This is a genomic window from Streptomyces sp. NPDC030838, assembly GCF_055572035.1.
The window spans coordinates 1-24,581 of sequence record NZ_JBVIED010000003.1 but is presented as its reverse complement, the minus strand read 5'-3'; the positions used below and the strand labels follow the sequence as shown (position 1 = coordinate 24,581).

General features: G+C 72.1%; 18 protein-coding genes and 1 rRNA gene. 14 read left to right on the top strand and 5 right to left on the bottom strand.

Annotation, left to right across the window (positions count from 1 at the left end):
* Window positions 1-27: 27 nt before the first annotated feature.
* Complete coding sequence (locus ACZ42A_RS10595) at window positions 28-534, bottom strand: cysteine dioxygenase (protein WP_468526796.1); 507 nt, start codon at window positions 532-534, stop codon at window positions 28-30.
* A gap of 684 nt (window positions 535-1,218) precedes the next feature.
* Between ACZ42A_RS10595 and ACZ42A_RS10590 the strand changes: the two genes are divergently transcribed.
* The 3 genes from ACZ42A_RS10590 to ACZ42A_RS10580 all read left to right on the top strand — a co-directional run bounded on the left by ACZ42A_RS10590 (window position 1,219) and on the right by ACZ42A_RS10580 (window position 6,851).
* Window positions 1,219-1,482, top strand: a complete 264-nt coding sequence (locus ACZ42A_RS10590) for a WhiB family transcriptional regulator (RefSeq protein ID WP_003975777.1) — start codon at window positions 1,219-1,221, stop codon at window positions 1,480-1,482.
* Window positions 1,483-1,662: 180 nt separating this feature from the next.
* Window positions 1,663-5,325 carry a glycosyltransferase gene (locus ACZ42A_RS10585; protein ID WP_468526795.1) on the top strand — a complete coding sequence of 1,221 codons (3,663 nt, stop codon included), beginning with the start codon at window positions 1,663-1,665 and terminating at the stop codon, window positions 5,323-5,325.
* Window positions 5,322-6,851, top strand: a complete 1,530-nt coding sequence (locus ACZ42A_RS10580; RefSeq protein WP_468526794.1) for a DUF5719 family protein — start codon at window positions 5,322-5,324, stop codon at window positions 6,849-6,851. Before ACZ42A_RS10585 ends, ACZ42A_RS10580 begins: the two co-directional genes overlap by 4 nt.
* 53 nt (window positions 6,852-6,904) lie before the next feature.
* Here ACZ42A_RS10580 and ACZ42A_RS10575 read toward each other — a convergent pair whose 3' ends face one another.
* Entirely contained in the window at window positions 6,905-7,354 is a 450-nt protein-coding gene (locus tag ACZ42A_RS10575; protein WP_468527275.1) for a metallopeptidase family protein, read from the bottom strand.
* A gap of 242 nt (window positions 7,355-7,596) precedes the next feature.
* Between ACZ42A_RS10575 and ACZ42A_RS10570 the strand changes: the two genes are divergently transcribed.
* The 7 genes from ACZ42A_RS10570 (at window position 7,597) to ACZ42A_RS10540 (ending at window position 16,296) form a co-directional block, all read left to right on the top strand.
* Window positions 7,597-8,019, top strand: coding sequence for a DUF3499 domain-containing protein (locus ACZ42A_RS10570; RefSeq protein WP_365766452.1), 423 nt, complete (start codon window positions 7,597-7,599; stop codon window positions 8,017-8,019).
* A gap of 142 nt (window positions 8,020-8,161) precedes the next feature.
* Window positions 8,162-9,778 carry an L-lactate permease gene (locus ACZ42A_RS10565; protein ID WP_468526793.1) on the top strand — a complete coding sequence of 539 codons (1,617 nt, stop codon included), beginning with the start codon at window positions 8,162-8,164 and terminating at the stop codon, window positions 9,776-9,778.
* A 101-nt stretch (window positions 9,779-9,879) separates the two neighbouring features.
* Window positions 9,880-11,244 carry a phosphomannomutase/phosphoglucomutase gene (locus tag ACZ42A_RS10560; RefSeq protein ID WP_468526792.1) on the top strand — a complete coding sequence of 455 codons (1,365 nt, stop codon included), beginning with the start codon at window positions 9,880-9,882 and terminating at the stop codon, window positions 11,242-11,244.
* Window positions 11,245-12,487: 1,243 nt separating this feature from the next.
* Window positions 12,488-12,658, top strand: a complete 171-nt coding sequence (locus ACZ42A_RS10555) for a Trm112 family protein (protein ID WP_007382472.1) — start codon at window positions 12,488-12,490, stop codon at window positions 12,656-12,658.
* 114 nt (window positions 12,659-12,772) lie between these two features.
* Window positions 12,773-13,900 (top strand): SIS domain-containing protein, encoded by a 1,128-nt coding sequence (locus ACZ42A_RS10550; RefSeq protein WP_468526791.1) that lies wholly within the window; start codon window positions 12,773-12,775, stop codon window positions 13,898-13,900.
* A gap of 116 nt (window positions 13,901-14,016) precedes the next feature.
* Window positions 14,017-15,168: a mannose-6-phosphate isomerase, class I gene (gene manA, locus ACZ42A_RS10545; RefSeq protein WP_468526790.1), complete on the top strand. Its 1,152-nt coding sequence runs from the start codon at window positions 14,017-14,019 to the stop codon at window positions 15,166-15,168.
* Window positions 15,169-15,315: 147 nt separating this feature from the next.
* Window positions 15,316-16,296: a cation diffusion facilitator family transporter gene (locus tag ACZ42A_RS10540; protein WP_468526789.1), complete on the top strand. Its 981-nt coding sequence runs from the start codon at window positions 15,316-15,318 to the stop codon at window positions 16,294-16,296.
* Between the two features lie 60 nt (window positions 16,297-16,356).
* On the opposite strand, the gene lepB is transcribed toward ACZ42A_RS10540, so the two are convergent.
* Window positions 16,357-16,950 (bottom strand): signal peptidase I, encoded by a 594-nt coding sequence (gene lepB / locus ACZ42A_RS10535; protein ID WP_468526788.1) that lies wholly within the window; start codon window positions 16,948-16,950, stop codon window positions 16,357-16,359.
* A gap of 91 nt (window positions 16,951-17,041) precedes the next feature.
* On the bottom strand, window positions 17,042-19,201 hold the full coding sequence (locus ACZ42A_RS10530; protein ID WP_468526787.1) for a fructose-specific PTS transporter subunit EIIC: 2,160 nt from the start codon (window positions 19,199-19,201) through the stop codon (window positions 17,042-17,044).
* Window positions 19,202-19,512: 311 nt separating this feature from the next.
* On the opposite strand from ACZ42A_RS10530, the gene ahcY reads away from it, so the two are divergent.
* On the top strand, window positions 19,513-20,970 hold the full coding sequence (gene ahcY, locus ACZ42A_RS10525; RefSeq protein ID WP_468526786.1) for an adenosylhomocysteinase: 1,458 nt from the start codon (window positions 19,513-19,515) through the stop codon (window positions 20,968-20,970).
* A gap of 157 nt (window positions 20,971-21,127) precedes the next feature.
* A complete protein-coding gene (locus tag ACZ42A_RS10520) occupies window positions 21,128-21,742 on the top strand; it encodes a hypothetical protein (protein ID WP_468526785.1) in 615 nt (204 codons plus the stop codon).
* Window positions 21,743-21,766: 24 nt separating this feature from the next.
* Here ACZ42A_RS10520 and ACZ42A_RS10515 read toward each other — a convergent pair whose 3' ends face one another.
* Window positions 21,767-22,792 carry an RDD family protein gene (locus tag ACZ42A_RS10515; RefSeq protein ID WP_468526784.1) on the bottom strand — a complete coding sequence of 342 codons (1,026 nt, stop codon included), beginning with the start codon at window positions 22,790-22,792 and terminating at the stop codon, window positions 21,767-21,769.
* Between the two features lie 143 nt (window positions 22,793-22,935).
* Between ACZ42A_RS10515 and ACZ42A_RS10510 the strand changes: the two genes are divergently transcribed.
* Window positions 22,936-23,943: a stage II sporulation protein M gene (locus ACZ42A_RS10510; protein WP_468526783.1), complete on the top strand. Its 1,008-nt coding sequence runs from the start codon at window positions 22,936-22,938 to the stop codon at window positions 23,941-23,943.
* Window positions 23,944-24,505: 562 nt separating this feature from the next.
* Window positions 24,506-24,581 (top strand): 16S ribosomal RNA (locus tag ACZ42A_RS10505); the annotation flags it as partial.

Sequence of the window (24,581 nt, the reverse complement as noted above, 5' to 3'; positions counted from 1 at the left end):
AGTCTGGCAGGCGGGTACGACAACGTGTCAGACGGTCACGGAACGCGGCCCCGCCGCCGCCTCGCAGTGGGGGGCCGCGTGCATCGGCATCTCGGTCAGGCCCGGGAAGTAGACGTGCAGGCTCACGGCCGGCTCCAGCGTGTCGTTGACGACCTCGTGCACGTACCCCGGCGCGAACACCCGCTGGGCGCCTGCCCCCAACGCGCGGGTGCCGCGCGCCGTGCGCTCGCTGAGGGAGCCGTCCAGGACGGTCAGTACGCCGGAGGAGGGGCCGTGGTCGTGCAGCCCGCTGCCCTGGCCGGGCACCCAGGACAGCAGCCAGACCTCGTAGCCGGGGCCCGTGCGCAGCCGGTGGTACCAGCGGGTGGTCGCGTCGTACTGCACGAGGTGCGCCCACTGGGCGCGCTCGGCCGCGATGGAACGGGCCAGTCCGACGAACTCGGCCACGGTGGCCGGGTGCTCGCGCGGGGCCTGGAGCAGGTGCGGGACTTCGAGGAGGTCGCCGGCGATCTGGAGGTCGCTGTCGCTGTTCATGGGTGCGGTGGTTCCTTGGCGGAAGGGCGAACAGAGGGGTCGCCCCGTGGGCTGGGGCGGAGGGAGACAACAGCGGCCGGGCCGGAAAGGCGCGGCCGGAGGCTGGAGCGAGGGGGAAGGCTCAACAGCCGGGACAGCAACAGCTACAGCGAGCGCGGGCAGCACCGAGGGACCCGGCGGTGCGGGTCGAGGTGAGCGCCAAGTTCGCGAGCATGCCCACAAGGACAGCGGTTCACACCGGCACTGTCAACTCGTCGCCCGGAATGTGGGACATGGTTCACCTCATCCGGTTCATCTCCCAGGTGAAAGGTTTGTTCAGGCGCCCACCGGGACACATGGCGCACAACCGGGCGCGCAAGCGTCGTTGCGATCCCGTGATCCGACTGTGATCCGGTTCGCTTCGGCGTGCGTGTCGGAACGAGATCGAACTCGCGGGCGTCCTTCTTCGTACAGGAGTGTGCGGGACCGGCGGCCCTCCCGAGCCCCGTCACGGTGTCAAGGTTTATGCCGATTTGAACACTTTCCGCATGGCCTTGGTTCCGCAGAGTGAATAAGGGGCCCAATAGCAGATCTCGGCTTGACTCGCCCGGAGCAGCACACTTGTAATTTCACTCGTGTCGTTCAGCCGGAATCGGTAACGGCTACATCACGGGGACGCGGAAAGACAGACGAGGGGCGCAGCACATGACCGAGCTGGTGCAGCAACTGCTGGTCGACGACGCGGACGAGGAACTCGGCTGGCAGGAGCGCGCGCTGTGCGCCCAGACCGACCCCGAGTCCTTCTTCCCCGAGAAGGGCGGCTCCACCCGCGAGGCCAAGAAGGTCTGTCTCGCCTGCGAGGTCCGCTCCGAATGCCTCGAATACGCCCTCGCCAACGACGAGCGGTTCGGCATCTGGGGCGGCCTGTCCGAGCGTGAGCGCCGCCGGCTGAAGAAGGCGGCCGTCTGACCGAACGGCCGTGCAGCCAAGCGGACAGAAGGTGCGAACGGCCCGTCCCGGGTGGGTTGTCCACAGGCGGCGGGCCGTCGTCATGCCCAGCCGATAGTGTGGTCGCTCGTCCGAGACGCCCCACTGCCCCCACGGGCACAGGCGTCCACCGCAGTCCACCGAACCGGGGCCCGTACCTCGATGTCCGTGCACAGCCACACGGCAGCAGGCCAAGACCTCACTGCCGCTCCTGAGTTTCCGCGTCACGTGGTGACCGCGGTCCTCGTCTCCCACGACGGCGCCCGCTGGCTGCCCGACGCGCTCGCCGGGCTGCTCGGCCAGGAGCGCCCCGTGCAGTTCGTCATGGCCGCCGACACCGGCAGCGCCGACGACTCCGCCCAGCTGGTCACCGACGCCCTCGGCCCCGACCGGGTCCTGCATCTCGCCCGGCGCACCGGCTTCGGCCAGGCCGTCGAGGAGGCCCACCGCACCGCCCCGTACCTCACCCCCGAGGACCTGCCGTATCTGAAGCGGCCCAGCGGCTGGGACCCCGTCACCCGCACCTGGCGCGACGACGCCTACGACCTGCCCGAGCTGCCGCACGGCGAGCCCGTCCAGTGGCTGTGGCTGCTGCACGACGACTGCGCCCCGGAACCCGACGCCCTCGCCCAGCTGCTGCGCGTCGTGGAGAACGAACTGGAGCTGGGCCGCGACGACGTGGCCGTCGTCGGCCCCAAGCTGCGCGGCTGGTACGACAAACGGCAGCTCCTGGAGGTCGGCGTCTCCATCGCCAACTCCGGGCGCCGCTGGACCGGCCTGGACCGCCGCGAACAGGACCAGGGCCAGCACGACCACGTCCGGACCGTGCTCTCCGTGTCCACCGCCGGCATGCTGATCCGCCGCGACGTCTTCGAACAACTCGGCGGATTCGACCGGCGGCTGCCCCTCATGCGCGACGACGTCGACCTGTGCTGGCGCGCCCACGCCGCCGGCCACCGCGTCCTCGTCGCCCCCGACGCGGTCGTACGACACGCCGAGGCCGCCTCCCGCGAGCGCCGCACCGTCGACTGCGCGGGCCGTACCAGCGCTTCGCCGCACAAGGTCGACAAGGCCGGCGCCGTCTACACCCTGCTCGTCAACACCCGCACGGCCGCGCTGCCCTGGGTGCTGCTGCGGCTGGTGTTCGGCACGGTCCTGAGGACCCTCGCCTATCTCGTCGGCAAGGTGCCCGGACAGGCCGTCGACGAGATCCGGGGCCTGCTGAGCGTGCTGCTGCGGCCCGAGCGGATCGTCGCCGGCCGCCGCGGGCGCGGCAAGCCACAGATCGACAAGGGCGAACTGCGGGCTCTGTTCCCGCCGCCCGGCGCGACCGTGCGGGCCACCGTCGAACAGGTCGCGAGCAATGTCGTCGGCCGCTCCGACCCCGAGACCGCCTCCGGCGCGGGCCGGCACGGCGGCGCCATCGAGTCCGGCCCCGGCGGCGACGACGCCGACTTCATGGAGATCGAGCAGTTCGCCCGCCTCAAGCGCATCGCCCGCAACCCGGGCCCGATGCTCTTCCTGGTGCTGCTGCTCGTCTCCCTGATCGCCTGCCGTGCCCTCCTCGGCGGCGGCGCCCTCGCGGGCGGCGCCCTGCTGCCCGCCCCCGCCGACTCCGGCGAGCTGTGGTCGCGGTATGTCGACGCCTGGCACCCGGTCGGCGCCGGCGGCACTCCCGACGCGCCGCCCTACCTGGCGCTCGTCGCCCTGCTGGCATCCGTGCTGTTCGGGTCCACGGGACTCGCGGTCACCGTCCTGCTGGTCTGCTCGGTACCGCTGGCCGGCCTCACCGCGTACTTCGCTTCCCGGCCGCTCGTCGAGTCCCGGCTGCTGCGCGCCTGGGCGGCCGTCGTCTACGCCTTCCTGCCCGCCGCCACCGGCGCCCTCGCCGGCGGCCGGCTCGGCACCGCTGTCCTCGCCGTACTGCTGCCGCTGCTCGCCCGCGCGGGCATCGCCGCCAGCGGCCTCGCCCACACCTCCGGCGCCCGCGGCAGCTGGCGCGCCACCTGGGCGTACGCCCTGCTGCTGACCGTCACCACCGCGTTCACCCCGGTCGTCTGGCCCGTCGCCCTGGTCCTCGGCCTGGCCCTGCTGGCCGTCCGCCGCGCCGACCTCACCGCCTACGGCCTGCGCTTCCTGGCCCAGCTCGGCACGCCCCTGCTGGTGCTCGCCCCGTGGTCGCTGTCGCTGCTGCCGTTCGGCTTCTTCCAGGAGGCCGGCCTGGACCACGGCGCCTCCACCGCCTCCGCGCTCGACCTGCTCGGCGCCAGCCCCGGCGGATCCGGCACGGTCAGCGGGCTGATGCTGATCGGCATCGTGCTCGCCGCACTGGCCGCCCTGCTGCGCGCCGAGCGCCGGTTCGGGATCTGGACGGCCTGGGCGGTCGCCCTGGTCGCCCTCGTCTTCGCGGTGCTGGCCAACCGCTCCGCGTGGGCCGGACCCGCCACCCTCGTCTACGGCCTCGCCCTCCTCGCCGCCGCCGTCCTCGGTGCCGACGGGGCACGCGCGCGCGTGGCCGAGCAGAGCTTCGGCTGGCGCCAGCCCGTCGCCGCGCTGATCGCCTTCGCCTCCGCCGCGGGCCCGCTGCTCGTCGCCGCCGGCTGGATGATCCGCGGCGCCGACGGACCGCTGGAGCGGCGCGACCCCACCCAGGTGCCCGCGTTCGTCGCCGAGGACAGCGGCACCCGCGACCGGGCCCGCACCCTCGTCCTCGACAGCGACTCCACCGCCCACGTCCGCTACACCCTGGTCCGCGGCTCCGGCGCCCGCCTCGGCGACGCCGAACTCGCCGCCGCCCAGGGTGCCAACGAGCGGCTGGACAAGGTCGTCGCCAACCTCGTCGCCGGTTCCGGCGCCGACCAGGCCGACCAGCTCGGCGCCTTCGCGGTGCGGTACATCCTGGTCCACAAGGGCGCCCCGCGCGAGGTCAGCCGCGTGCTGGACACCACGCCCGGCCTGATGCGGCTCAGCGAGCAGAACGGCAGCGCGCTGTGGCGGGTGATCCGCGAGGTCTCGCGCGCGGCGATCGTCCCGGCCTCCGGCTCCGGCGAGCCGCAGCCCGTCGCCGCCGGGCCCGTCGAGATCCACACGACGATCCCGGCGGGCGCCGAGGGCCGCGTGCTGCGCCTCGCCGACTCCGCCGCCGAGGGCTGGACCGCCACCCTCGACGGCAAGCCGCTCACCCGCACCACGGTCGACGGCTGGGCCCAGGGCTTCGAACTCCCCGCCTCCGGCGGCAGGCTGGACGTCACCTACGACGACCCGGTCACCCACACCGCGTGGCTGTGGGCCCAGGCCGCCCTCGCCGTCGTCCTCGTGGTCCTCGCCCTCCCCGGCCGCCGCCGCGACATCGACGACGACCTCCCCGAGGAGCCCGCCGTCCCCGCGCAGGCCATCGCGGGTGAGGGCCGCCGCGCCCGCCGACTGCGCGCCCAGGCCGAGGCCGAGGGGACCGCCCCCGACGCCGTCCCGTCTCCTCCGCAGGAGGAGACGCCGGTGCCGGTGCCGCAGCAGCAGTCCTACGGCATGGGGGTGCCCCCGGGCGAGGACGCTCGAGCCTGGGGGAGGGACGCCGCGGCCCCCGCGCAGGCGCCTGCCGAGTACGGGCAGCAGTACCAGGGCTACGGACAGCCGTACGCCACCGACGCCTACCAGGGCGGCCAGTACGACCCGTACGCGTACGGCGGCCCGGCCCAGCCCGGCACCTACGACCCGGCGTACGAGCAGCAGGCCTACGACCAGACGTACCAGGCGGGTTACGACGCGCCGTACGACCCGGCGCAGCAGCCGCACGGCAGTGAGCGTTCCGACGGGAGCCAGCAGTGAACCGCACCACCCTGTCCCTGATCGCCGGGGCGAGCGCGCTCGCCGCCGTCACCGCGGTCGCCTCGTTCACCGCCCCCGACGCGTCCGGCCCCGACACCGCCCGCGCGGCGGCGCAACTCCCCGTCGAGCGCACCAGCCTGGCGTGCCCGGCGCCCAGCTCCTCCGACCTCGCCGAGACGTCGTACGCGTCCTTCACCCCCGTCACGAAGGGCGCGGGGAGCGAGGGCAAGGCCGAACTGCGGGTCGCCGAGCGGAAGTCGGCGGACGACGCCGAGGGCGGCGAGGAGGAGAGCGGCAAGGTCGAGAGCGGCAAGGACGACAGCGGCACGGCGGAGAAGGCCCCGTTGAAGGCCGGTAAGCCCGGTACGCCGACCGCGGGCGAGGCCTCCGGCGCCGAGTCCCCCGCGCTGATCGGCACCGCCGAGGGCATGTACGCGCCGGGCTGGACCCTGCAGCAGACCACCGACGTCACGGCCGGGACCGGGCGCGGCCTCCTGGGCATCAGCTGCACCGCCCCGGACACCGAGTTCTGGATCCCGGGCGCGAGCACGGGGGAGGGCCGCACGGACTACCTCCACCTCACCAACCCCGACGACTCCGCCGCCGTCGTGGACATCGAGCTGTACGGCAAGGACGGTGCGCTGGAGTCCGCGGTGGGCGAGGGCATGACGGTCCCGCCGCACTCCACCGAGCCGATCATGCTGTCGACGCTGATCGCCGAGCAGCAGACCAACCTCACCGTGCACGTGACCGTGCGCAGTGGCCGGGTCGGGGCGGCGGTCCAGGCACTCGACGACAAGCTGGGCGGCGACTGGCTGACGGCCGCAGCGGATCCGGCGGGCAGCCTGGTGGTGCCCGGCATCCCCGAGGACGCCACCGCCGTACGGCTCGTGGCCTTCTCCCCCGGGGACGCGGACGCCGACCTCAAGGTGCGGCTCGCCTCACCGTCGGGGGAGATCACCCCGGCCGGGAACGAGACGTTGCACGTCAAGGCGGGCATGACGACCGCGATCGACCTGGGCGACGTCACGCGCGGCGAGGCGGGCTCCCTGGTGCTCACCCCGACGGACGGGGCGGTGCCCGTGGTGGCGGCCGTACGGGTCGTGCGCGGCAAGGGGGCCGCCCAGGAGACGGCCTTCATCCCGGCGACCCGCGCGGTCGAGACGCGCGCGAGCGCGGCCGGCAACGCGGCCAAGGGCACCACCCTCTCCCTGACCGCACCCGGCGAGACCGCGAAGGTCAAGGTCACGGCGTCGGCGGGCAGCGAGGGCGGTACGCCGGTGACCCGGACGTACACAATCAAGGCGGGCACGACCCAGAACGTCGAGGTCCCGGTCCCGGCCGGCCTGAAGGGCACGTACGCCCTGACGGTGGAGCCGCTGTCGGGCGGTCCCGTCCACGCGTCCCGCACCCTCACCACCAACCAGGACGGTGTCCCGGCCTTCACCATCCAGCCCCTCCCGGACGACCGGGGGACGGTGGCGGTACCGGAGGCGGAGGAGGATCTGTCGGTACTCCAGGAGTAAGGGCCCGGGGAGCCTGCGGGCACGCGTGCCGCCTGGGGCGGCACGCGTGGGGTTCAGTCCTCCCCGTACCGGGGATCCACAGTCTCCGGCGTCAGCCCCAGCAACTCCGCGACCTGTTCGACCACGACCTCGTGCACGAGCGCGGCCCGCTCATCGCGTCCCTTGGTCCGAATCTCCACCGGCCGCCGGTACACGACCACCCGCGCCCGCCGCCCCTCCCGCGCCGGAATGATCCCCCCGAGAGGCACCGCCTCGTCGTTCCACCCCTGCCCAGGCCCGTCCAACCGCGGTACCTCGAGCACGAGGAAGTCGATGTCGGCCAGCTGCGGCCACCGCCGTTCCAGCCGCTCCACGGAGTCCTGCACCAGATCCGCGAACACATCGGCGCGGCTCGCGGCGAGCGGAACCTGCGGCGGCGCGATCGGGCCGCGCATGCCCCGGCCGTGACGATCACGACGGCGGGGCCCGGGTGCGGCGGCACGGGGCGGTACTCGGTTGTCCATCACTGGTGAAGGGTAGTCCTCGGGGACGGCGTGTCGCCGGATGACCATTCCAGCCAAGGTCGGGCTCGATTTCATATCTCTCCCGGACCGATGATCGCGAGGCAATTGACGGTGTTTGTACCGACTGGTGACCGCTTCCCGTCCGGTCCGAGCGTCGGTACGTGCATGTCTGTGCAGGTCAGCGGGGTATGCCAGAGGGGGTGTGTGGGACGTTTCACAGCACGACACGGTGGAGTGACCTGGTGGAGAGTCGTCGCGGCCCGCTCAAGAGTGCGGTACCGTCCAACGTCGTGAGCCCTGTACGTCGCTGTTCGCGCACCGCCTGCGGCCGACCCGCCGTCGCGACGCTGACGTACGTCTACGCCGACTCGACCGCGGTCCTCGGCCCGCTCGCCACCTACGCCGAACCCCACTGCTACGACCTGTGCGCCGAGCACTCCGAGCGTCTCACCGCCCCGCGCGGCTGGGAGGTCGTCCGGCTGCTCGACGGTTCGGCACCCGCCCGTCCGAGCGGCGACGACCTGGAAGCGCTTGCGAACGCGGTGCGCGAGGCGGCCCGTCCCCAGGAGCGCGCGGCCCAGGCCGGCGGCGCGGGGCGTGCGGCGGACCCGATGGAGGTCGCACGCCGTGGCCACCTGCGGGTTCTGCGCTCGCCGGACAACTGAGCGGGCCTCCGCCAGGGTCGTACACCCATCCCCTCTGTGAGTGAGTGACGCACGGGCATTGACGTGCCGTTGTCGCGGACACGACGATTCCGTTTACCCGTGAGAAATCGCTTTCCGCATCGCGGAATCCGGGGAGGCGTCCGTGTACGTCCAGGAACTGGAACCCGTCGCCCACTCGCTCGCCCTGTCCGCCCTCGTCGCGGCTCTGCCCCTGGTGATCGTCCTCGTCCTGCTCGGAGGCGTGCGGATGAAGGCCCACCGGGCGGGTCTGATCGGCCTTCTCGCGGCCGTTCTCGTCGCCTGGCTCGTGTACGGCATGCCGCTCGGGCAAACCCTCTCCAGCGCCGCTCAGGGCGCCGCCTTCGGGCTCTTCCCCATCCTGTGGATCGTCGTCAACGCCCTGTGGGTGTACCGGATGACCGTCCGCACCCGCCACTTCGACATCCTGCGCCGCTCCTTCGGCCGCCTGTCCGGCGACCCGCGCATCCAGGCGCTCGTCGTCGCCTTCTGCTTCGGCGCTCTGCTGGAGGCCCTCGCCGGATTCGGCGCGCCCGTCGCGATCTCCGCCGTCATGCTCGTGGCGCTCGGCTTCGAACCGGTACGCGCGGCGGTGGTCGCGCTGGTCGCCAACACCGCGCCCGTGGCGTTCGGCGCCATGGGCACGCCCGTCGTGACACTGGCCCAGGTGACCGGGCTGCCGTTGGACGAGGTCGCGTCCGTGGTGGGCCGTCAGACGCCGTTGCTCGCCCTGGTGGTGCCTCTGGTGCTGGTCTGGCTCGTGGACGGGCGGCGCGGCCTGCGCGAGACCTGGCTGCCCGCGCTCGCCTGCGGCGCGGCCTTCGCCGTCGCCCAGTTCGCCGCGTCGAACCACGTCTCCGCACAACTGGCCGACATCGGCGCCGCCTTGGCGGGCGCGGGCGCTTTGGTGGCCGTACCGCGGGCGCGCAGGCCCGCCGCCGAGCCCGTACGCGCGCGCGTGCTGACGGGCGTACGGAGCGAGGAGCTGGACGAGGACGACCCGCGCGGAGAGGTGCTGCGGGCCTACGCGCCGTACGCCCTCATCGTCGCGGTGTTCTCGGCGGCGCAGATCCCGGCGGTCAAAGACTGGCTGGCGAGGGCGACGCAGACGTACGACTGGCCCTTCCTGGATGTGACGGGACCGGGCGGGGAGCCGGTCGGCGGCAACGTCTTCACCTGGCCGATCGTCTCGACGGGCGGCACCCTCGTCCTGCTCGCGGGGGTGTGCACGGCGGCGGTGATCGGGGTTCACGCGCGCGTGGCGGTCAGGGAATGGGCCGCCACGGTCCACGAGTTGAGGTTCGCGATCCTGACCGTGACGTCCGTCCTGGCGCTCGCGTACGTCATGAACCTCTCCGGGCAGGCGGCCACCATCGGTCACTTCGTAGCGGCCGCCGGCGCGGGCCTTGCCTTCCTCTCTCCGGTACTCGGCTGGTTCGGGGTGGCCGTCACCGGCTCCGACACCTCCGCCAACGCCCTCTTCGGCGCCCTTCAGGTGACCGCGGCCCGCGAGTCGGGGCTCTCGCCGGAACTCCTGGCCGCCGCGAACAGTTCGGGCGGCGTCCTCGGCAAGATGATCTCGCCGCAGAACCTCACCATCGCCTGCGCCGCCGTCGGACTCGCGGGCCGCGAGGGCGACCTGCTGCGCAGGGTGCTGCCGTGGAGCCTGGCGCTGCTGCTGGTGATGTGCCTGATCGTGGTCGGCCAGAGTGCGCCGGTACTGGCCTGGATGCTGCCCTGACCTGAGATTACGTTGTGCGTCCGCTCGCCGGACCACCCAGCGCGATGTCGGTGCGGGCGGGTAGTTTGTGGTGACCGACAGGACTTTCAGGAGGGTTGGCCGTGGCTGCTGATCTGTCACAGATCGTGAAGGCGTACGACGTGCGCGGGGTCGTACCCGACCAGTGGGACGAGTCGCTGGCCGAGCTCTTCGGGGCGGCCTTCGCCCAGGTGACCGGCGCGGACGCGATCGTGATCGGTCACGACATGCGCCCGTCGTCGCCGGGCCTGTCCCGCGCCTTCGCGCGCGGCGCGGCGGCACGGGGCGTCGACGTCACCGAGATCGGCCTGTGCTCCACCGACCAGCTGTACTACGCCTCGGGCGCGCTGAACCTGCCCGGCGCGATGTTCACCGCCTCGCACAACCCGGCCCAGTACAACGGCATCAAGATGTGCCGCGCGGGCGCGGCCCCGGTGGGCCAGGACACGGGCCTGGCGGAGATCCGCGAACTGGTCGAGCGCTGGACGGAGTCGGGCGCCCCGGAAGCGGCGGCGACCCGGGGAACGATCACGCAGCGGGACACGTTGGAGGACTACGCGGCCCACCTCCGCTCGCTCGTCGACCTGACCTCCATCCGCCCCCTGAAGGTCGTCGTCGACGCGGGCAACGGCATGGGCGGCCACACGGTCCCCACGGTCTTCGCGGGCCTGCCCCTGACCCTCGTCCCCATGTACTTCGAACTGGACGGCACGTTCCCCAACCACGAGGCGAACCCGCTGGACCCGGCGAACATCGTGGACCTCCAGCAGCGGGTCCGCGAGGAGGGCGCCGACCTCGGCATCGCCTTCGACGGCGACGCCGACCGCTGCTTCGTGGTCGACGAGCACGGCGACCCGGTCTCCCCGTCCGCCATCACCGCCCTGGTCGCCTCCCGCGAACTCGCCAAGAACGGCGGTGAGGGCACGATCATCCACAACCTGATCACGTCCTGGTCCGTCCCGGAGGTCGTGCGCGAGAACGGGGGCACGCCGGTCCGCACCCGCGTGGGCCACTCCTTCATCAAGGCGGAAATGGCGCGCACGGGCGCGATCTTCGGCGGCGAACACTCCGCGCACTACTACTTCCGCGACTTCTGGAACGCCGACACGGGCATGCTGGCCGCCCTGCACGTCCTGGCGGCGCTGGGCGGCCAGGAGGGCCCCCTGTCCGGCCTGGTCGCCCAGTACGACCGCTACGCCGGCTCGGGCGAGATCAACTCCACGGTCGACGACCAGTCGGCCCGCCTCGCCGCGCTGAAGACGGCGTTCGAGTCCCGCGAGGGCGTCACCCTCGACGAACTCGACGGCCTCACCGTCACCGCCGCCGACTGGTGGTTCAACGTCCGCCCCTCCAACACCGAGCCCCTCCTCCGCCTCAACGCCGAGGCCCGCGACGAGGCGACGATGGCCAAGATCCGCGACGAGGTCCTGACGATCATCCGCGCCTGACCCACCCACCTGCCCGCAGCCGACCTGCGCCCCGGGGCGTCCGACTCCGTGCGCAGCGCCACACGCCCGCCCCGGGCACGCCGGCCTATCGCGGCGTGTCCCGGGCTGACTGCGCGTCGGGGTCCCGGCTGCGCCTCGGCGAGCCCTGGATCGCCTGTCCCGGGGGGCGGTGCTCCAGGCCCTGAACCAGCCCAGGTCCAGCCGTGGCCCCGCCCGGGCCGGGGGAGCCCCCGCCCAGCTCCGACCGCCGTGGGGGCGCCGGGCTCCGGCCCTCGCCCCGCCACCGCGGCACACAGCAGCGAAGCCCCGCCCCTGCCCGGACCCGAACCGCCGCTTCTGGGAGTGCAGGGTGCGAGGCCCCCGCCCGGGCCCGGGGCGGAGCCTCTGGCGGGGTCGAGGGGGCAGAGCAGCGCAGCCCCTGCCCCGGATCCGAGCCCCGACATTCTGGGGGTGCAGGGGGCGATGCCCCGCCGGGGTTCGGGGGCGGAGCCCCGGCAGCGAAGCCCGCAGCCGGATCCGAGCCCTGCCAGCCGTGGGGGGGGGGTAGGGGCGAAGCCTCCGCCCGGAGTTAGGGGCTAAGCCTTTGGCGGGGTCGAGGGGGGCAGAGCAGCGCAGCCGCAGCCCGGACCCGAGCCCCGCCACGCCGGGGGGCGAGGCCCCCGCCGGGGACCGGGGCGGAGGCTTTGGCGGGGGCGAAGGGGCACAGCAGCCGCAGCCGCAGCCCGGGGACCCGAACCGCCGGGGTGCAGGGGGCGAAGCCCCCGTCAGGGTTCAGGGGCGGAGCCCCAGCAGCAAAGCTCGCAGTCGGATCTGAGCCGCGCCGTCCCTGGGGTGTAGGGGACGATGCCCCGCCGGAGTTCAGGGCCGGAGCCCAGCAGCAAAGCTCGCAGTCGGATCCGAGCCCCGCCACCCCTGGGGGTGCAGGGGGCGAAGCCCCCGCCGGGATCGGAGTGCGAAGTCCCTCATGGGTTCCAGGAGCCGAGCCCCCCGCCGGGATCGGAGGGCGGAGGCCCTTATAGGTTCCAGGAGCCGAGCCCCCGCCGGGGTCGAAGGGGCGGAGCCCCTGGGGAAGGGAATGGGTGAGGGCGGCGGGGGCGAATTCCCTCGACGCCCGCCCCCACCCACCCCCGCCCAACCCCGGCACACCACCCCCCACGGCGGTACGCTGACCAGGCACATCCGCACACGGAGCCGTACAGCACCACGACCGCGCCCACAGCCACCCCACCCCGAAGGGAACCCCATGCCGCTCGAAGCCGGCCTCCTGGAGATCCTCGCCTGCCCGGCCTGCCACGCCCCCCTCAAGGAGCAGGACACCGAGCTGATCTGCACCGGCCAGGACTGCGGCCTGGCGTACCCCGTCCGCGACGGCATCCCCGTCCTCCTCGTCGACGAGGCCCGCCGCCCGGCGTAACCCGCCCCGGCGCCGGACAGACTCCCGCCCAGAGGCGACCCACGCACAAGAGCACCCGCACCACAGGCAACAGGCGACCCGCACAGACGACCCGGCGTTCGGAGGCTGCCGCCCATGCTCGACGAATCGCTGCTCGACACCCCCGAGGCCCTGGCCCAGGCCGACCACCGCGGCCTGCTGCGCGGCGCCGCCGAGGCCGGCGCCCGCGTCCGTACCGCGGCCCGGCACGCCGCCGAGGCCGGCATCGGCGACCTGAAGCCCGACGGCCGCCCCCGCGCGGTCCTGATCGCCGGCCCGGGCGCCGCCGCGACCCACGCCGCCGACCTCCTCGGCACCCTCGCCGGCCCCGGCAGCCCGGTCACCCGCCTCGCCCCGACCGGCGTCGCCCCGGCGGCCGGAGCCCTGCGCTGGGAGCTCCCCGGCTGGGCCGGCTCCGTCGACCTGCTGCTGATCGCCACCCCGGACGGCACCGAACCGGGCCTCGCCCTGCTCGCCGAGCAGGCCTACCGCCGCGGCTGCGCGGTCGTCGCCGTCGCCCCCGCCGGCACCCCGGTCGCCGAGGCCGCCGCCGGCGCCCACGGTCTCTTCGTACCGATGGCCACGGCCCCGTACGAGCAGGACGAGCCCCTGGCCGCCTCCGCGCCCGGCGTCCTGTGGGCCCTTCTCACGCCCCTCCTGGCGCTCCTGGACCGCATCGGCCTGCTGGGCGCCTCCACCGACGCCCTGGACAAGGTCGCCGACCGCCTCGACCACATCGCCGAGCGCTGCGGCCCGGCCATCGCCACGTACAGCAACCCGGCGAAAACCCTCGCCGCCGAGCTGGCCGACGCGCTCCCGCTGATCTGGACCGAGGGCACTTCCGCGGGCCCCGCGGGCCGCCGTTTCGCCGCGGCCCTCGCGGAGCTGTCCGGCACCCCCGCCGTCGTCGCCGAACTGCCCGAGGCGCTCGCCGCGCACAGCGCCCTGCTCGCCGGCCCGCTCGCCGCCCGCGCCAACCCGGAAGACTTCTTCCGCGACCGCGTCGAGGAGCCACCCGCGCTCCACGCGCGCGTGGTCCTGCTGCGCGACCGCCCGATCGCCGGCCTCACCGCGGCCCCCGCCGCCCGTGACCTGGCCCTCAGCCACGACACGCCGATCAGCGAACTGGAGCCGGACCCGGGCGGCGAACTGGAGACCCTGGCGGAACTGATCGCCATCACGGATTTCGCCGCCGTTTACCTGGCGCTCGCCTCGAGGGCCTGATCTTTCCCAGGACCCCCTGACCGCCGTAGGCCCGCAGGCCCGCGCCGTCAGCGTCGTACGCGCCCCGCAGGACGCCGTACGCACCGACAACCGGCAGAAAGAACCCAGAGATCGCCATGGACCGCCTCGACAACACCATCCGCCCCTACGCTTGGGGCTCCACGACCGCGATCCCGCAGCTGCTCGGTGTCGAGCCGACCGGCGAACCCCAGGCGGAGATGTGGATGGGCGCCCACCCGGGCGCGCCCTCGCGCACCCCGCGCGGCACGCTGGTCGAGGTCATCGACGCGAACCCGGAACAGGAGCTGGGCCAGTCGGCTGTCGCCAAGTTCGGCCCCCGGCTGCCCTTCCTCCTCAAGATCCTCGCCGCCGGCGCCCCCCTCTCCCTCCAGGTGCACCCCGACCTGGCCCAGGCCAAGGAGGGCTACGAGGACGAGGAGCGCCGCGGCATCCCCGTGGACGCCCCGCACCGCAACTACAAGGACGCCAACCACAAGCCCGAACTGATCTGCGCGCTCACCGAGTTCGACGGCCTGTGCGGCTTCCGCGACCCGGTCCAGGCCGCCGACCTCCTCGACGGCCTCGGCGTCGACTCCCTCAAGCCGTACGTCGACCTGCTGCACGCCCACCCCGAGGACGCGGCCCTGCGCGAGATGCTGACCGCCGTCCTCACCGCCGACCGCGAGGAGATGGCCCACACGGTCGCCGAGGCCACCGCCGCCGCCACCCGCCTCGGCGGCGCCTACGCCCCGTACGCCGACATCGCCCACCACTACCCGGGCGACCCGGGCGTCATCGCCGCCATGCTGCTCAACCGCGTCCGGCTCCAGCCCGGCGAGGCCCTCTTCCTCGGCGCCGGCATCCCGCACGCGTATCTGAACGGCCTCGGCGTCGAGATCATGGCCAACTCCGACAACGTCCTGCGCTGCGGCCTGACCCCCAAGCACGTCGACGTCCCCGAACTCCTGCGCGTCGTCCGCTTCGAGCCGACCGACCCGGGCGTGCTGCGCCCGGAGGCCTCCCCGGACGGCGAGGAGGTCTACGAGACCCCGATCGACGAGTTCCGGCTCTCCCGGTACGTCCTCCCGGAGGGCGGCGCCGGCCACGACCTCACCCGTCCCACCCCGCAGATCCTGCTGTGCACGGCCGGCGCGGTCCAGGCCGGCGAGCACCGGCTCCGCCCCGGGCAGTCCGTCTTCGTGCCGGCGGGAGAGAAGGCCGAAGTGTCCGGCTCCGGCACGCTCTTCAGGGCCACGGTCGTCGCCTGACGGCCCGAAAAGGGCGGGTATGGTCGCCCTAAGGGCGCCGTAAGGGCAGCCCTGCGCGGCCTCCGCGCGCGTGCTGCAACAATGGCCCACCGTCAAGGACGGGCAAAGCCCCGCAGCGGCGTACGTACGAAGGGACAACGCGACCACATGAGCGCGTCAGGCGGTACCAAGGCGATCGTGGCGGCATTGCTCGCCAACCTCTCGATCGCGGCAGCGAAGTTCGTGGCGTTCCTCTTCAGTGGCTCGTCCTCGATGCTCGCCGAGTCGGTGCACTCCCTCGCCGACTCCGGCAACCAGGGCCTGCTGCTTCTCGGCGGCAAGAAGGCCCAGCGCGAGGCGACCCCGCAGCACCCCTTCGGCTACGGCCGCGAGCGGTACATCTACGCCTTCCTCGTCTCGATCGTCCTCTTCTCCGTCGGCGGCATGTTCGCCATCTACGAGGGCTACGAGAAGATCAAGCACCCGCACGAGATCGAGCACTGGTACTGGCCGGTCGGCGTCCTGGTCTTCGCGATCATCGCCGAGGCGTTCTCCTTCCGTACGGCCATCAAGGAGTCCAACGTCGTGCGCGGCAAGAAGTCCTGGAAGGAGTTCGTCCGCCACGCCAAGGCTCCTGAGCTGCCGGTCGTCCTCCTGGAGGACCTCGGCGCGCTCGTCGGTCTGATCCTCGCCCTCGGCGGCGTGGGCCTCGCGCTCATCACCGGCGACGGCGTCTGGGACGGCATCGGCACCCTCTGCATCGGTGTGCTGCTCATCCTGATCGCGCTCGTCCTGGCCGCCGAGACCAAGTCGCTGCTCCTCGGCGAGGCCGCGGGCCTGGAAGAGGTCCAGAAGATCGAGGCCGCGCTCGTCGACGGCGCCACCGTCACCCGCGTCATCCACATGCGTACGCTCCACCTCGGCCCGGAGGAGCTGCTGGTCGCCGCCAAGATCGCCGTCCGGCACGAGGACACGGCCACCGAGATCGCCACCGCCATCGACGCCGCCGAGGTCCGTATCCGCGAGGCCGTCCCGATCGCCCGCGTCATCTACCTCGAACCGGACATCTACAGCGAGGCCGAGGCCGCCAGGGGCGCCGACCCGGAGGCCACCCCGGGCGGCCCGACGCAGCACGGCGCCGGCCACTGACCTGAACGAAGCCTGAACGAAGCCCGAACGAAGCCTGAGACGCACAAGGGGCCCTGCCACTCACCCGAGCGGCAGGGCCCTTGTCGTAGGCGTCACAGATGTTCCGGCCACCACCGCGTGAGCACCGACGGCCGCCGCCGCACGTTCCGCGCCGCGATCGCCAGGATCACCGCGCCGACCAGCAGCACGAGCCCGAGCAGCAGAAGCAGGGCGAGCAGCACCGGGCAGGAACAGCCGCCCGTCCGGGACCCGCACGTCGTACGGCTTGTGCATCCCGTCCCCGACGCCGTCCCGGACGTACGGCTCCACGAGCGCCGTCCCGTTGCGCACGATCCGCTCCTCGGCCGTCCCCGCGGCCCTCACGCAGCACACCACCCGGTCGCCGCCCACACCGATCACCCGTTGCACGACGTTCGCGTCCCGATAGCGCTCCGGCGCCCCGTACAGCACCACATCGCCCCGCCGCACCTCGTCCGCGCCGATGCGCTCGACGATCACGGGATCCCCGACGTCGTACGTGGGCGTCATGCTCTCGCCCCCCACGGTGGCCAGCTTGTAGCCCTTGCTCAGGCTCACCAGGGACGTGGCCATCAGCGCCACACCCAGGAACCCCACCAGCCACGCCACCACCGTGACACGGCGTATCTCGTCCACCCCGGCTCTCCCTCCCCATGCGGCACATCCGCGGACGCAGAGGCTAGCGGCCGCCCCGCAGCGAGTCGTACGCACGGGGCGGCCCACGGCCCTACCGCACCTCGCGCAACCCCTCCAGCACCGCCGTCTCGTCCGGTGCGCCCAGCAGCCGCTCCCGGAACGCGGAGTCCATCAGCTTCCGCGACAGCAGCGCCAGAATCCGCAGATGCTCGTCACCCGCCGCCGCCTCCGGTACGGCGATCATGAACACCAGCCTCGCCTTCGTACCGTCCAGCGAGTCCCACTCGACGCCCTCCGCGGAGCGCGCGAAGCCGACCACCGGCGCGGTCACGGCGTCCGTCTTGGCGTGCGGTATCGCGATCTCCTCGCCGAGCCCGGTCGTGCCCTGCTCCTCCCGCCGCAGCGCCGTCCGCACCAGCTCGTCCACGTCCGCGACCCTGCCGCTGCGCGCCAGCAGCCCGGCCATCTCCCGGATCGCGGACTCCTTGTCCCGGGCGTCGAGACGCACCCGCACCGTCCGCCGGGTCAGATGACCGGAGAGCACCTCGTCGTCCTCGCCGTACTCGTTGTCCGCAGGGCCCGCAGGGTCCACAGGGTCCGCGGGGTCCGCGGGGTCCGCTTGCGAGGCGGCGACGGCCGACCGCCCCCTCGCCGCAGTCGGGTCGCCACTCACAGCGCGCTCCGCTACGACACTCCCCACGCCCGGCGCCGCACCCGCCCCGGCACTCGCGCCCACGCCGACCAGCGCGGCCTCGGCACCGGCGGTCACCCCGCCGCTCCCGGAGTCACCGAGCCCCCGCCTGCGCTCGCCGAGGCCGATCAGCGCCACGGTCGCCACCCCGGTCACCGCCGAGCCGATCAGCACGGCCACGAAGAACATCGGCACCCCGCTCACCGCGCCCAGCACCGCCACGATCGGCCCGCCGTGCGGCACCGCGTCCTCCACTCCGGCGAGCCCGGCGATCGCGCCGGCCACCGCGCCGCCCAGCATGTTGGCCGGGATGACCTGCGCGGGCCGTGCCGCCGCGAACGGGATCGCGCCCTCGGAGATACCGAAGCAGCCCATGAAGAGCGCCGCCAGCCCGGTCTCCCGCTCCTGCTCGGTGTACAGCCGTCGCCGTATCAGCGTGGCCAGGCCCTGCCCCAGCGGCATCACCGGGATCGCGGCCGCGCACATGCCCATGACCGTCTGGTTGCCGGTCGCGATGAGCCCGGCACCGAACAGGAACGCCGTCTTGTTCACCGGCCCGCCCATGTCGAACGCGATCATGAGCCCGAGGACCGCCCCGAGCAGCACCGCGCTCGTCCCGGTCATCCCGCTCAGCCAGCTGGTCAGATGCTCGAACACCCAGGAGATCGGCTGCCCGACGACGTAGATGAAGAACAGCCCCAGCGCGGTCGTCGCCACGATCGGGATCACGATGATCGGCATGATCGGCTGCACGAACTTCGGCACCCGGACCTTCTTGATCCCGACTACCAGATACCCGGCGAGGAACCCGGTCACGATCGCCCCGATGAAGCCCGCCCCCGCCTCGGAGTCGTACAGCTCACCGGTGTTGGCGATCCACCCGCCGATCATGCCCGGCACCAGCGCGGGCCGGTCGCCGATCGCGTAGGCGATGTAGCCGGAGAGGATCGGCACCATCAGCGTGAAGCCGATGACGCCGACGTTGTTCACGTCCATCCAGAAGGAGTCCTTCGGGATGACCAGACCGCCGGACGGGTCGGTGTGGCCGCCGAGCGACAGCGAGATCGCGATGAGCAGCCCGCCGACCACGACGAACGGGATCATGTAACTGACCCCGTTCATCAGCGCCTTGTACGCGACGCTCCGCTCCCTGCCGCCGCCACCACTGGCGGGGCCCGGCGCCGCGGCGCCCTCCGGCGTGTGCACCGGCGCCGACAGCACCTGCTCGATCAGCCGCTCGGGGTGGTGGATGCCCTCCGCGACCCCGACCGCGAGCACCCGCTTGCCCGCGAAACGACTCAGGTCCACATCCTTGTCCGCGGCGACGATGACGCCGTCGGCGTATCTGACATCGTTGTCATGAAGTACATTTTCGGCCCCGATCGAGCCTTGGGTCTCCACCTTCATCTCGATACCGCGGCGCTCCGCGGCCTGCGCGAGCTTCTCCGCCGCCATGTACGTGTGCGCGATGCCGGTCGGGCACGCGGTCACGGCGAGCAGCTTCAACCGCCTGCCCTCGCCACCGCCGCCGGTGGGGGGAGGTCCGGCCGGACTGGTCACGTCGTTCTCCTTACGTCGTCACAGGGGACCCCCGCATCCTGCAACACCCGTCCCGTCCCGGGAACGGCGTGATGTGTTCGACTGCGGACTGGGGACGGGCGGGCCGTCCGGTGTAGCTTGGGACGGAGCCAGACGTCGCTGCTGATGGCGGTCGGGCGATCCCACCGCGGATCGACCGAGGGAGAGAGGGCCTCCGACGGACTGCGCTGCGCGTACGCGGGCATGCCTGTGTCCTCTTCGGGCACCCCGGTGTCCGCCGCCGCGCAGACCAGCCGTACCCACCTCGACCCGATCCCGAGGAGCAGCTCGTAATGACGACTGTCGAGAACCGACAGGACTTCAAGGTCGCCGACCTTTCCCTGGCCGAGTTCGGCCGCAAGGAGATCACCCTCGCCGAGCACGAGATGCCCGGCCTGATGGCGATCCGCAAGGAGTACGCCGAGGCGCAGCCGCTGGCGGGCGCCCGCATCACCGGCTCCCTGCACATGACCGTGCAGACCGCCGTCCTCATCGAGACCCTCGTCGCCCTGGGCGCGCGGGTCCGCTGGGCCTCCTGCAACATCTTCTCCACCCAGGACCACGCCGCCGCCGCGATCGCCGTCGGCCCGAACGGCACGCCCGACAACCCGCAGGGCGTCCCGGTCTTCGCCTGGAAGGGCGAGACCCTGGAGGAGTACTGGTGGTGCACCGAGCAGGCTCTGACCTGGCCGGACAGCCCCACCGGCGGCCCGAACATGATCCTGGACGACGGTGGTGACGCCACCCTCCTCGTCCACAAGGGCGTCGAGTACGAGAAGGACGGCAAGGTCCCCTCGCCCGACACCGCCGAGTCCGAGGAGCACCGCGTCATCCTCGAACTGCTGACCCGCACCCTGGGCGAGAACCCCCAGAAGTGGACCCACCTGGCGTCCGAGATCCGCGGCGTCACGGAGGAGACCACGACCGGTGTCCACCGCCTGTACGAGATGCAGCGCGAAGGCACCCTCCTGTTCCCGGCGATCAACGTCAACGACGCCGTCACCAAGTCGAAGTTCGACAACAAGTACGGCTGCCGCCACTCCCTGGTCGACGGCATCAACCGCGCCACCGACACCCTGATCGGCGGCAAGACCGCGGTCGTGTGCGGCTACGGCGACGTGGGCAAGGGCTGCGCCGAGTCCCTGCGCGGCCAGGGCGCCCGCGTGATCGTCACCGAGATCGACCCGATCTGCGCGCTCCAGGCGGCGATGGACGGCTACCAGGTCACGACCCTCGACGAGGTCGTCGACAAGGCCGACATCTTCATCACCACGACCGGCAACAAGGACATCATCATGGCCGCCGACATGGCCAAGATGAAGCACCAGGCCATCGTCGGCAACATCGGTCACTTCGACAACGAGATCGACATGGCCGGCCTGGCCAAGGTGCCCGGCATCGTCAAGGACGAGATCAAGCCGCAGGTCCACACCTGGACGTTCCCCGACGGCAAGAAGATCATCGTGCTGTCCGAGGGCCGTCTGCTGAACCTGGGCAACGCCACCGGTCACCCGTCGTTCGTGATGTCCAACTCCTTCGCGGACCAGACCCTGGCCCAGATCGAGCTGTTCACCAAGCCCGACGCGTACCCGACCGGTGTCTACGTGCTGCCCAAGCACCTCGACGAGAAGGTCGCCCGCCTCCACCTGGACGCGCTCGGCGTGAAGCTGACCACGCTCCGCCCCGAGCAGGCCGAGTACATCGGCGTGAAGGTCGAGGGCCCGTACAAGCCGGACCACTACCGCTACTGAGTCCCGTCACTGAGTCGCGGCCCCGCCCGCCGGACGGCGCGCCCGTGCACTGGCGCGCCGCCCGGCAGCAGGTCCTCCGAGGCAGGCCCCCGCACCCCCGTGCCGGGGGCCTGCCCCTTTGGCCGGACCGGACCACCCGTCACACCCCAGGACCCCCATGCCCCGCGGCCGTTATTCGCTCCTCGATCCGCACGATCACACCCCCTTCGCAGAAGAGCACTTCCACTGCGCCCCCGGCCCCTCCGGCTGGCGCTACGTCTCCCAGCTGACGACCCCCTCCGGCGACCACCGCGGCTCCGTCGACCTCGCCCTCGACGAACTGGGCCGCCCCATCCGCCTCGAACTCCACGCAGGCGGCTGGCAGGTGCGCGGTGCCGCCCTGGACGGCGTCACCTGGGTCCGCACGGACCCCACCGGCAATCACGCCACGGAAGGCAACGTCCGCGCCCACGCCTTCACCGGCACATCCCCCGCGTTTCTCATCGCCACCGCCCGTCTCCTGCGTCTCACCCCCTCCGGCTCGGCCACCCGCGTACGCCTCGTCGCCTTCACGGACCCGGTCCTCGCCCCACGCACCGTCGACCAGTCCTGGGCCCTGGTGAACAGAGAAACACACGCCACTGACAACGGCCCTCTGACCGTGGACGAATACCAGGTCACAGCCCTGGACACGGGCGAGCAGCACGCCGTGCACATCGCCGGCGACGTGGTGCTCGCCGCCCCCGGTATCGAGCTGGAGGACCTGGAGTCACCGCCGTCCGTGTTCGACTGAGCCGACGCGACGACAGCCGGTGACTCACGCCGGCGGTACGAACCCGGTGGCGGGTGGCTCTGTCGGCGCGCCTTCTCCTCGCACAGGCGCTGGCTGCGAAGACGCGGCGTGCGGGGAGGCACTCCCGTCGCGAGAGGGAGCCGCCGCCTCTACCGGACCGGCGTAGGGAGCGCCTGCTGTACCACCTGAGACGGAGGAGAAAGGCGGGGCAAACGTTCCAGGCCCCGCAGGCGCACCGTAAGCACCGTATGCACCGGTCGCCGAACCCCCGGCCGGCTGCCCGGCACCGGCGACCGCCGAACCGTTCCCGTACGCCCGCCGCACCTCCCGGGCCTGCCGTTCCTGCAACACCGCCGCCAGATAAGCGGCCGGAGGTATCCCCGGCGGCACCGGAGCACCCGTCCGAGCCGAGAGGTCGGCGGCGAGACGTTCCGCCATGGCCGACCCCACCTGCGGATCGAGCTGCTGCATCCGCGACAGGTACTGGCGCACGGCCAGCCACAGCCCGTCCGGTACGGCGGAGAGATCCAGCCCCGAGAACCGTCCGGCGAGCCAGGGCGGAGGCGGCGCCACGAACCCCGTCCGCGCCACGGGCACCCGCTCCCGCACCACCAAGGTCCCCGCGAACACGTCCCCGAGCCGCCGACCCCGCGCCGAGACCAGCGAGGCGATACAGGCGACGACCCCGAAGGTCACCAGAATCTCGATAACCCCGATCGCCCCGCGCACCAGCGCGTGCCGGAACCGGATCGGCCCGCCGTCATCCCGCACCACGCGCAGTCCGCACACCAGCTTCCCCAGCGAACGCCCGTGGCTCAGCGTCTCGACCGCGATCGGGATACCCACCAGCACCAGCACGAACGTCGCGATAGACACCGCCCGCCGCGCCGCCTCGTCCAGCGAAGCCGTCGCCGTGAGCAGCAGTATGGACACGGCGAGGTAGACCACCACGACCACGATCAGATCGATCAGCACGGCCAGCGCCCTGCTGGGCAGCCTCGCGGGGCGCAGCTCCAGCGCCACCGCCTCGCCCGTCACCAGCTCACTCACGCCCGCCGTCCTTCCCCTGGCCCGCCCCGCGAACGGCCAGTCTGCCAAGCTGAGCGCACATCGCGCCCCAGTACGACAAGCTGACATCCAAGACGTGACATCCACGACGAGTCCCCGACGAGCAGCCGAGGAGCAGACACACGATGGACCTCGACGTCTTCGTCTCCGCCCACCGCGCGGAGTGGGACCGTCTGGACGCCCTGCTCCGCCGCCAGCGTCGGCTCACCGGCCCCGAGGTCGACGAACTCGTCGCCCTCTACCAGCGCACGGCAACCCACCTCTCCCTGATCCAGTCGAGCGCGCCCGACCCCCAGCTGACCGGCCGGCTGAGCCAACTGGTGGCACGCGCGCGTGGAGCCGTCACAGGCACCCGCCGCGCCTCCTGGCGTGACGTCACCCGCTTCCTCACATACGGGTTCCCCGCCGCCGTCTACCGATCCCGCCACTGGTGGGTCCCCACCGCACTGCTCTCCACCCTCGTAGCGGTCCTCCTGGGCTGGTGGATCGGCACTCACCCGGACGTCCAGGCGACGATCGCGGCCCCGAGTGAACTACGCCAGCTGACCCGACCCGGCGGGGAGTACGAGGCCTACTACTCCACTCACCCCGCGGCCTCCTTCGCCGCGCAGGTCTGGACGAACAACGCCCAGGCTGCCGCTCTCTGCCTGGTCCTGGGTGTCTTCCTAGGCCTCCCGGTCATCTGGATCCTCTTCCTGAACATGCTCAACCTGGGCATCGGCTTCGGCCTGATGTCCTCGGCCGGCCGCCTCGACACCTTCCTCGGCCTCGTCCTGCCGCACGGCCTGCTGGAACTCACTGCCGTCTTCGTCGCCGCCGGCACCGGCCTCCGTCTCGGCTGGACTCTCATCGACCCGGGCCCTCGCACCCGCCGCACGGCACTCGCCGAGGAGGGCCGGGCAGCCGTGGGCATGGCCATCGGCCTCGCCCTCGTCCTCTTCGTCTCCGGCGCCATCGAAGGCTTCGTCACCCCCTCGGGCCTGCCGACCTGGGCCCGCATCACCATCGGCGTCGCGGCTGAGCTGGCCTTTCTGGCGTACGTCTACGTCCTCGGCGGCCGCGCGGCCCGTGCCGGCGAGACCGGCGACGTTGAGCCGACCGAACGCAGCGCCAGCGTGCCGACCGCCGCCTGATGTGCGGGCACGCCCGCTGAGCTGCTAGTCTCCTCTTCGCCCCGCAAGAGCCGTTGACACGGAGCGCGCGGGGAGGTAGATTCGAACAGTTGCCTGGGACTGGACCTGATCCGGTCGGTGACCCTTTGAGAACCTATCCGCTTCTCGGAATACGATTTCGGATTCCGACGAAGCCCCTCCCGATGAAATCGGAAACGGATGGCCGGTCTGACCGGCCCGGAAGTTCTGATAAAGTCGGAACCGCCGGAAAGGGAAACGCGAGAGCGGGAACCTGGAAAGCACCGAGGAAATCGGATCGAGAAAAGATCTGATAGAGTCGGAAACGCAAGACCGAAGGGAAGCGCCCGGAGGAAAGCCCGAGAGGGTGAGTACAAAGGAAGCGTCCGTTCCTTGAGAACTCAACAGCGTGCCAAAAGTCAACGCCAGATATGTTGATACCCCGTCCATCGGACATCCGATGGTCGAGGTTCCTTTGAAAAACACAGCGAGGACGCTGTGAACGGTCGGACTATTCCTCCGACTGTTCCGCTCTCGTGATGTGTCACCGGATTACCGGTAAACATTCACGGAGAGTTTGATCCTGGCTCAGGACGAACGCTGGCGGCGTGCTTAACACATGCAAGTCGAACGATGAACCT

Bases quoted from the DNA above. Each gene is read 5' to 3' on its own strand.
- ACZ42A_RS10595 (WP_468526796.1), bottom strand. From the start codon at position 534: ATGAACAGCGACAGCGACCTCCAGATCGCCGGCGACCTCCTCGAAGTC.
- ACZ42A_RS10590 (WP_003975777.1), top strand. From the start codon at position 1,219: ATGACCGAGCTGGTGCAGCAACTGCTGGTCGACGACGCGGACGAGGAA.
- ACZ42A_RS10585 (WP_468526795.1), top strand. From the start codon at position 1,663: ATGTCCGTGCACAGCCACACGGCAGCAGGCCAAGACCTCACTGCCGCT.
- ACZ42A_RS10575 (WP_468527275.1), bottom strand. From the start codon at position 7,354: ATGGACAACCGAGTACCGCCCCGTGCCGCCGCACCCGGGCCCCGCCGT.
- ACZ42A_RS10555 (WP_007382472.1), top strand. From the start codon at position 12,488: ATGCCGCTCGAAGCCGGCCTCCTGGAGATCCTCGCCTGCCCGGCCTGC.
- ACZ42A_RS10550 (WP_468526791.1), top strand. From the start codon at position 12,773: ATGCTCGACGAATCGCTGCTCGACACCCCCGAGGCCCTGGCCCAGGCC.
- manA (WP_468526790.1), top strand. From the start codon at position 14,017: ATGGACCGCCTCGACAACACCATCCGCCCCTACGCTTGGGGCTCCACG.
- ACZ42A_RS10540 (WP_468526789.1), top strand. From the start codon at position 15,316: ATGAGCGCGTCAGGCGGTACCAAGGCGATCGTGGCGGCATTGCTCGCC.
- ahcY (WP_468526786.1), top strand. From the start codon at position 19,513: ATGACGACTGTCGAGAACCGACAGGACTTCAAGGTCGCCGACCTTTCC.
- ACZ42A_RS10520 (WP_468526785.1), top strand. From the start codon at position 21,128: ATGCCCCGCGGCCGTTATTCGCTCCTCGATCCGCACGATCACACCCCC.
- ACZ42A_RS10510 (WP_468526783.1), top strand. From the start codon at position 22,936: ATGGACCTCGACGTCTTCGTCTCCGCCCACCGCGCGGAGTGGGACCGT.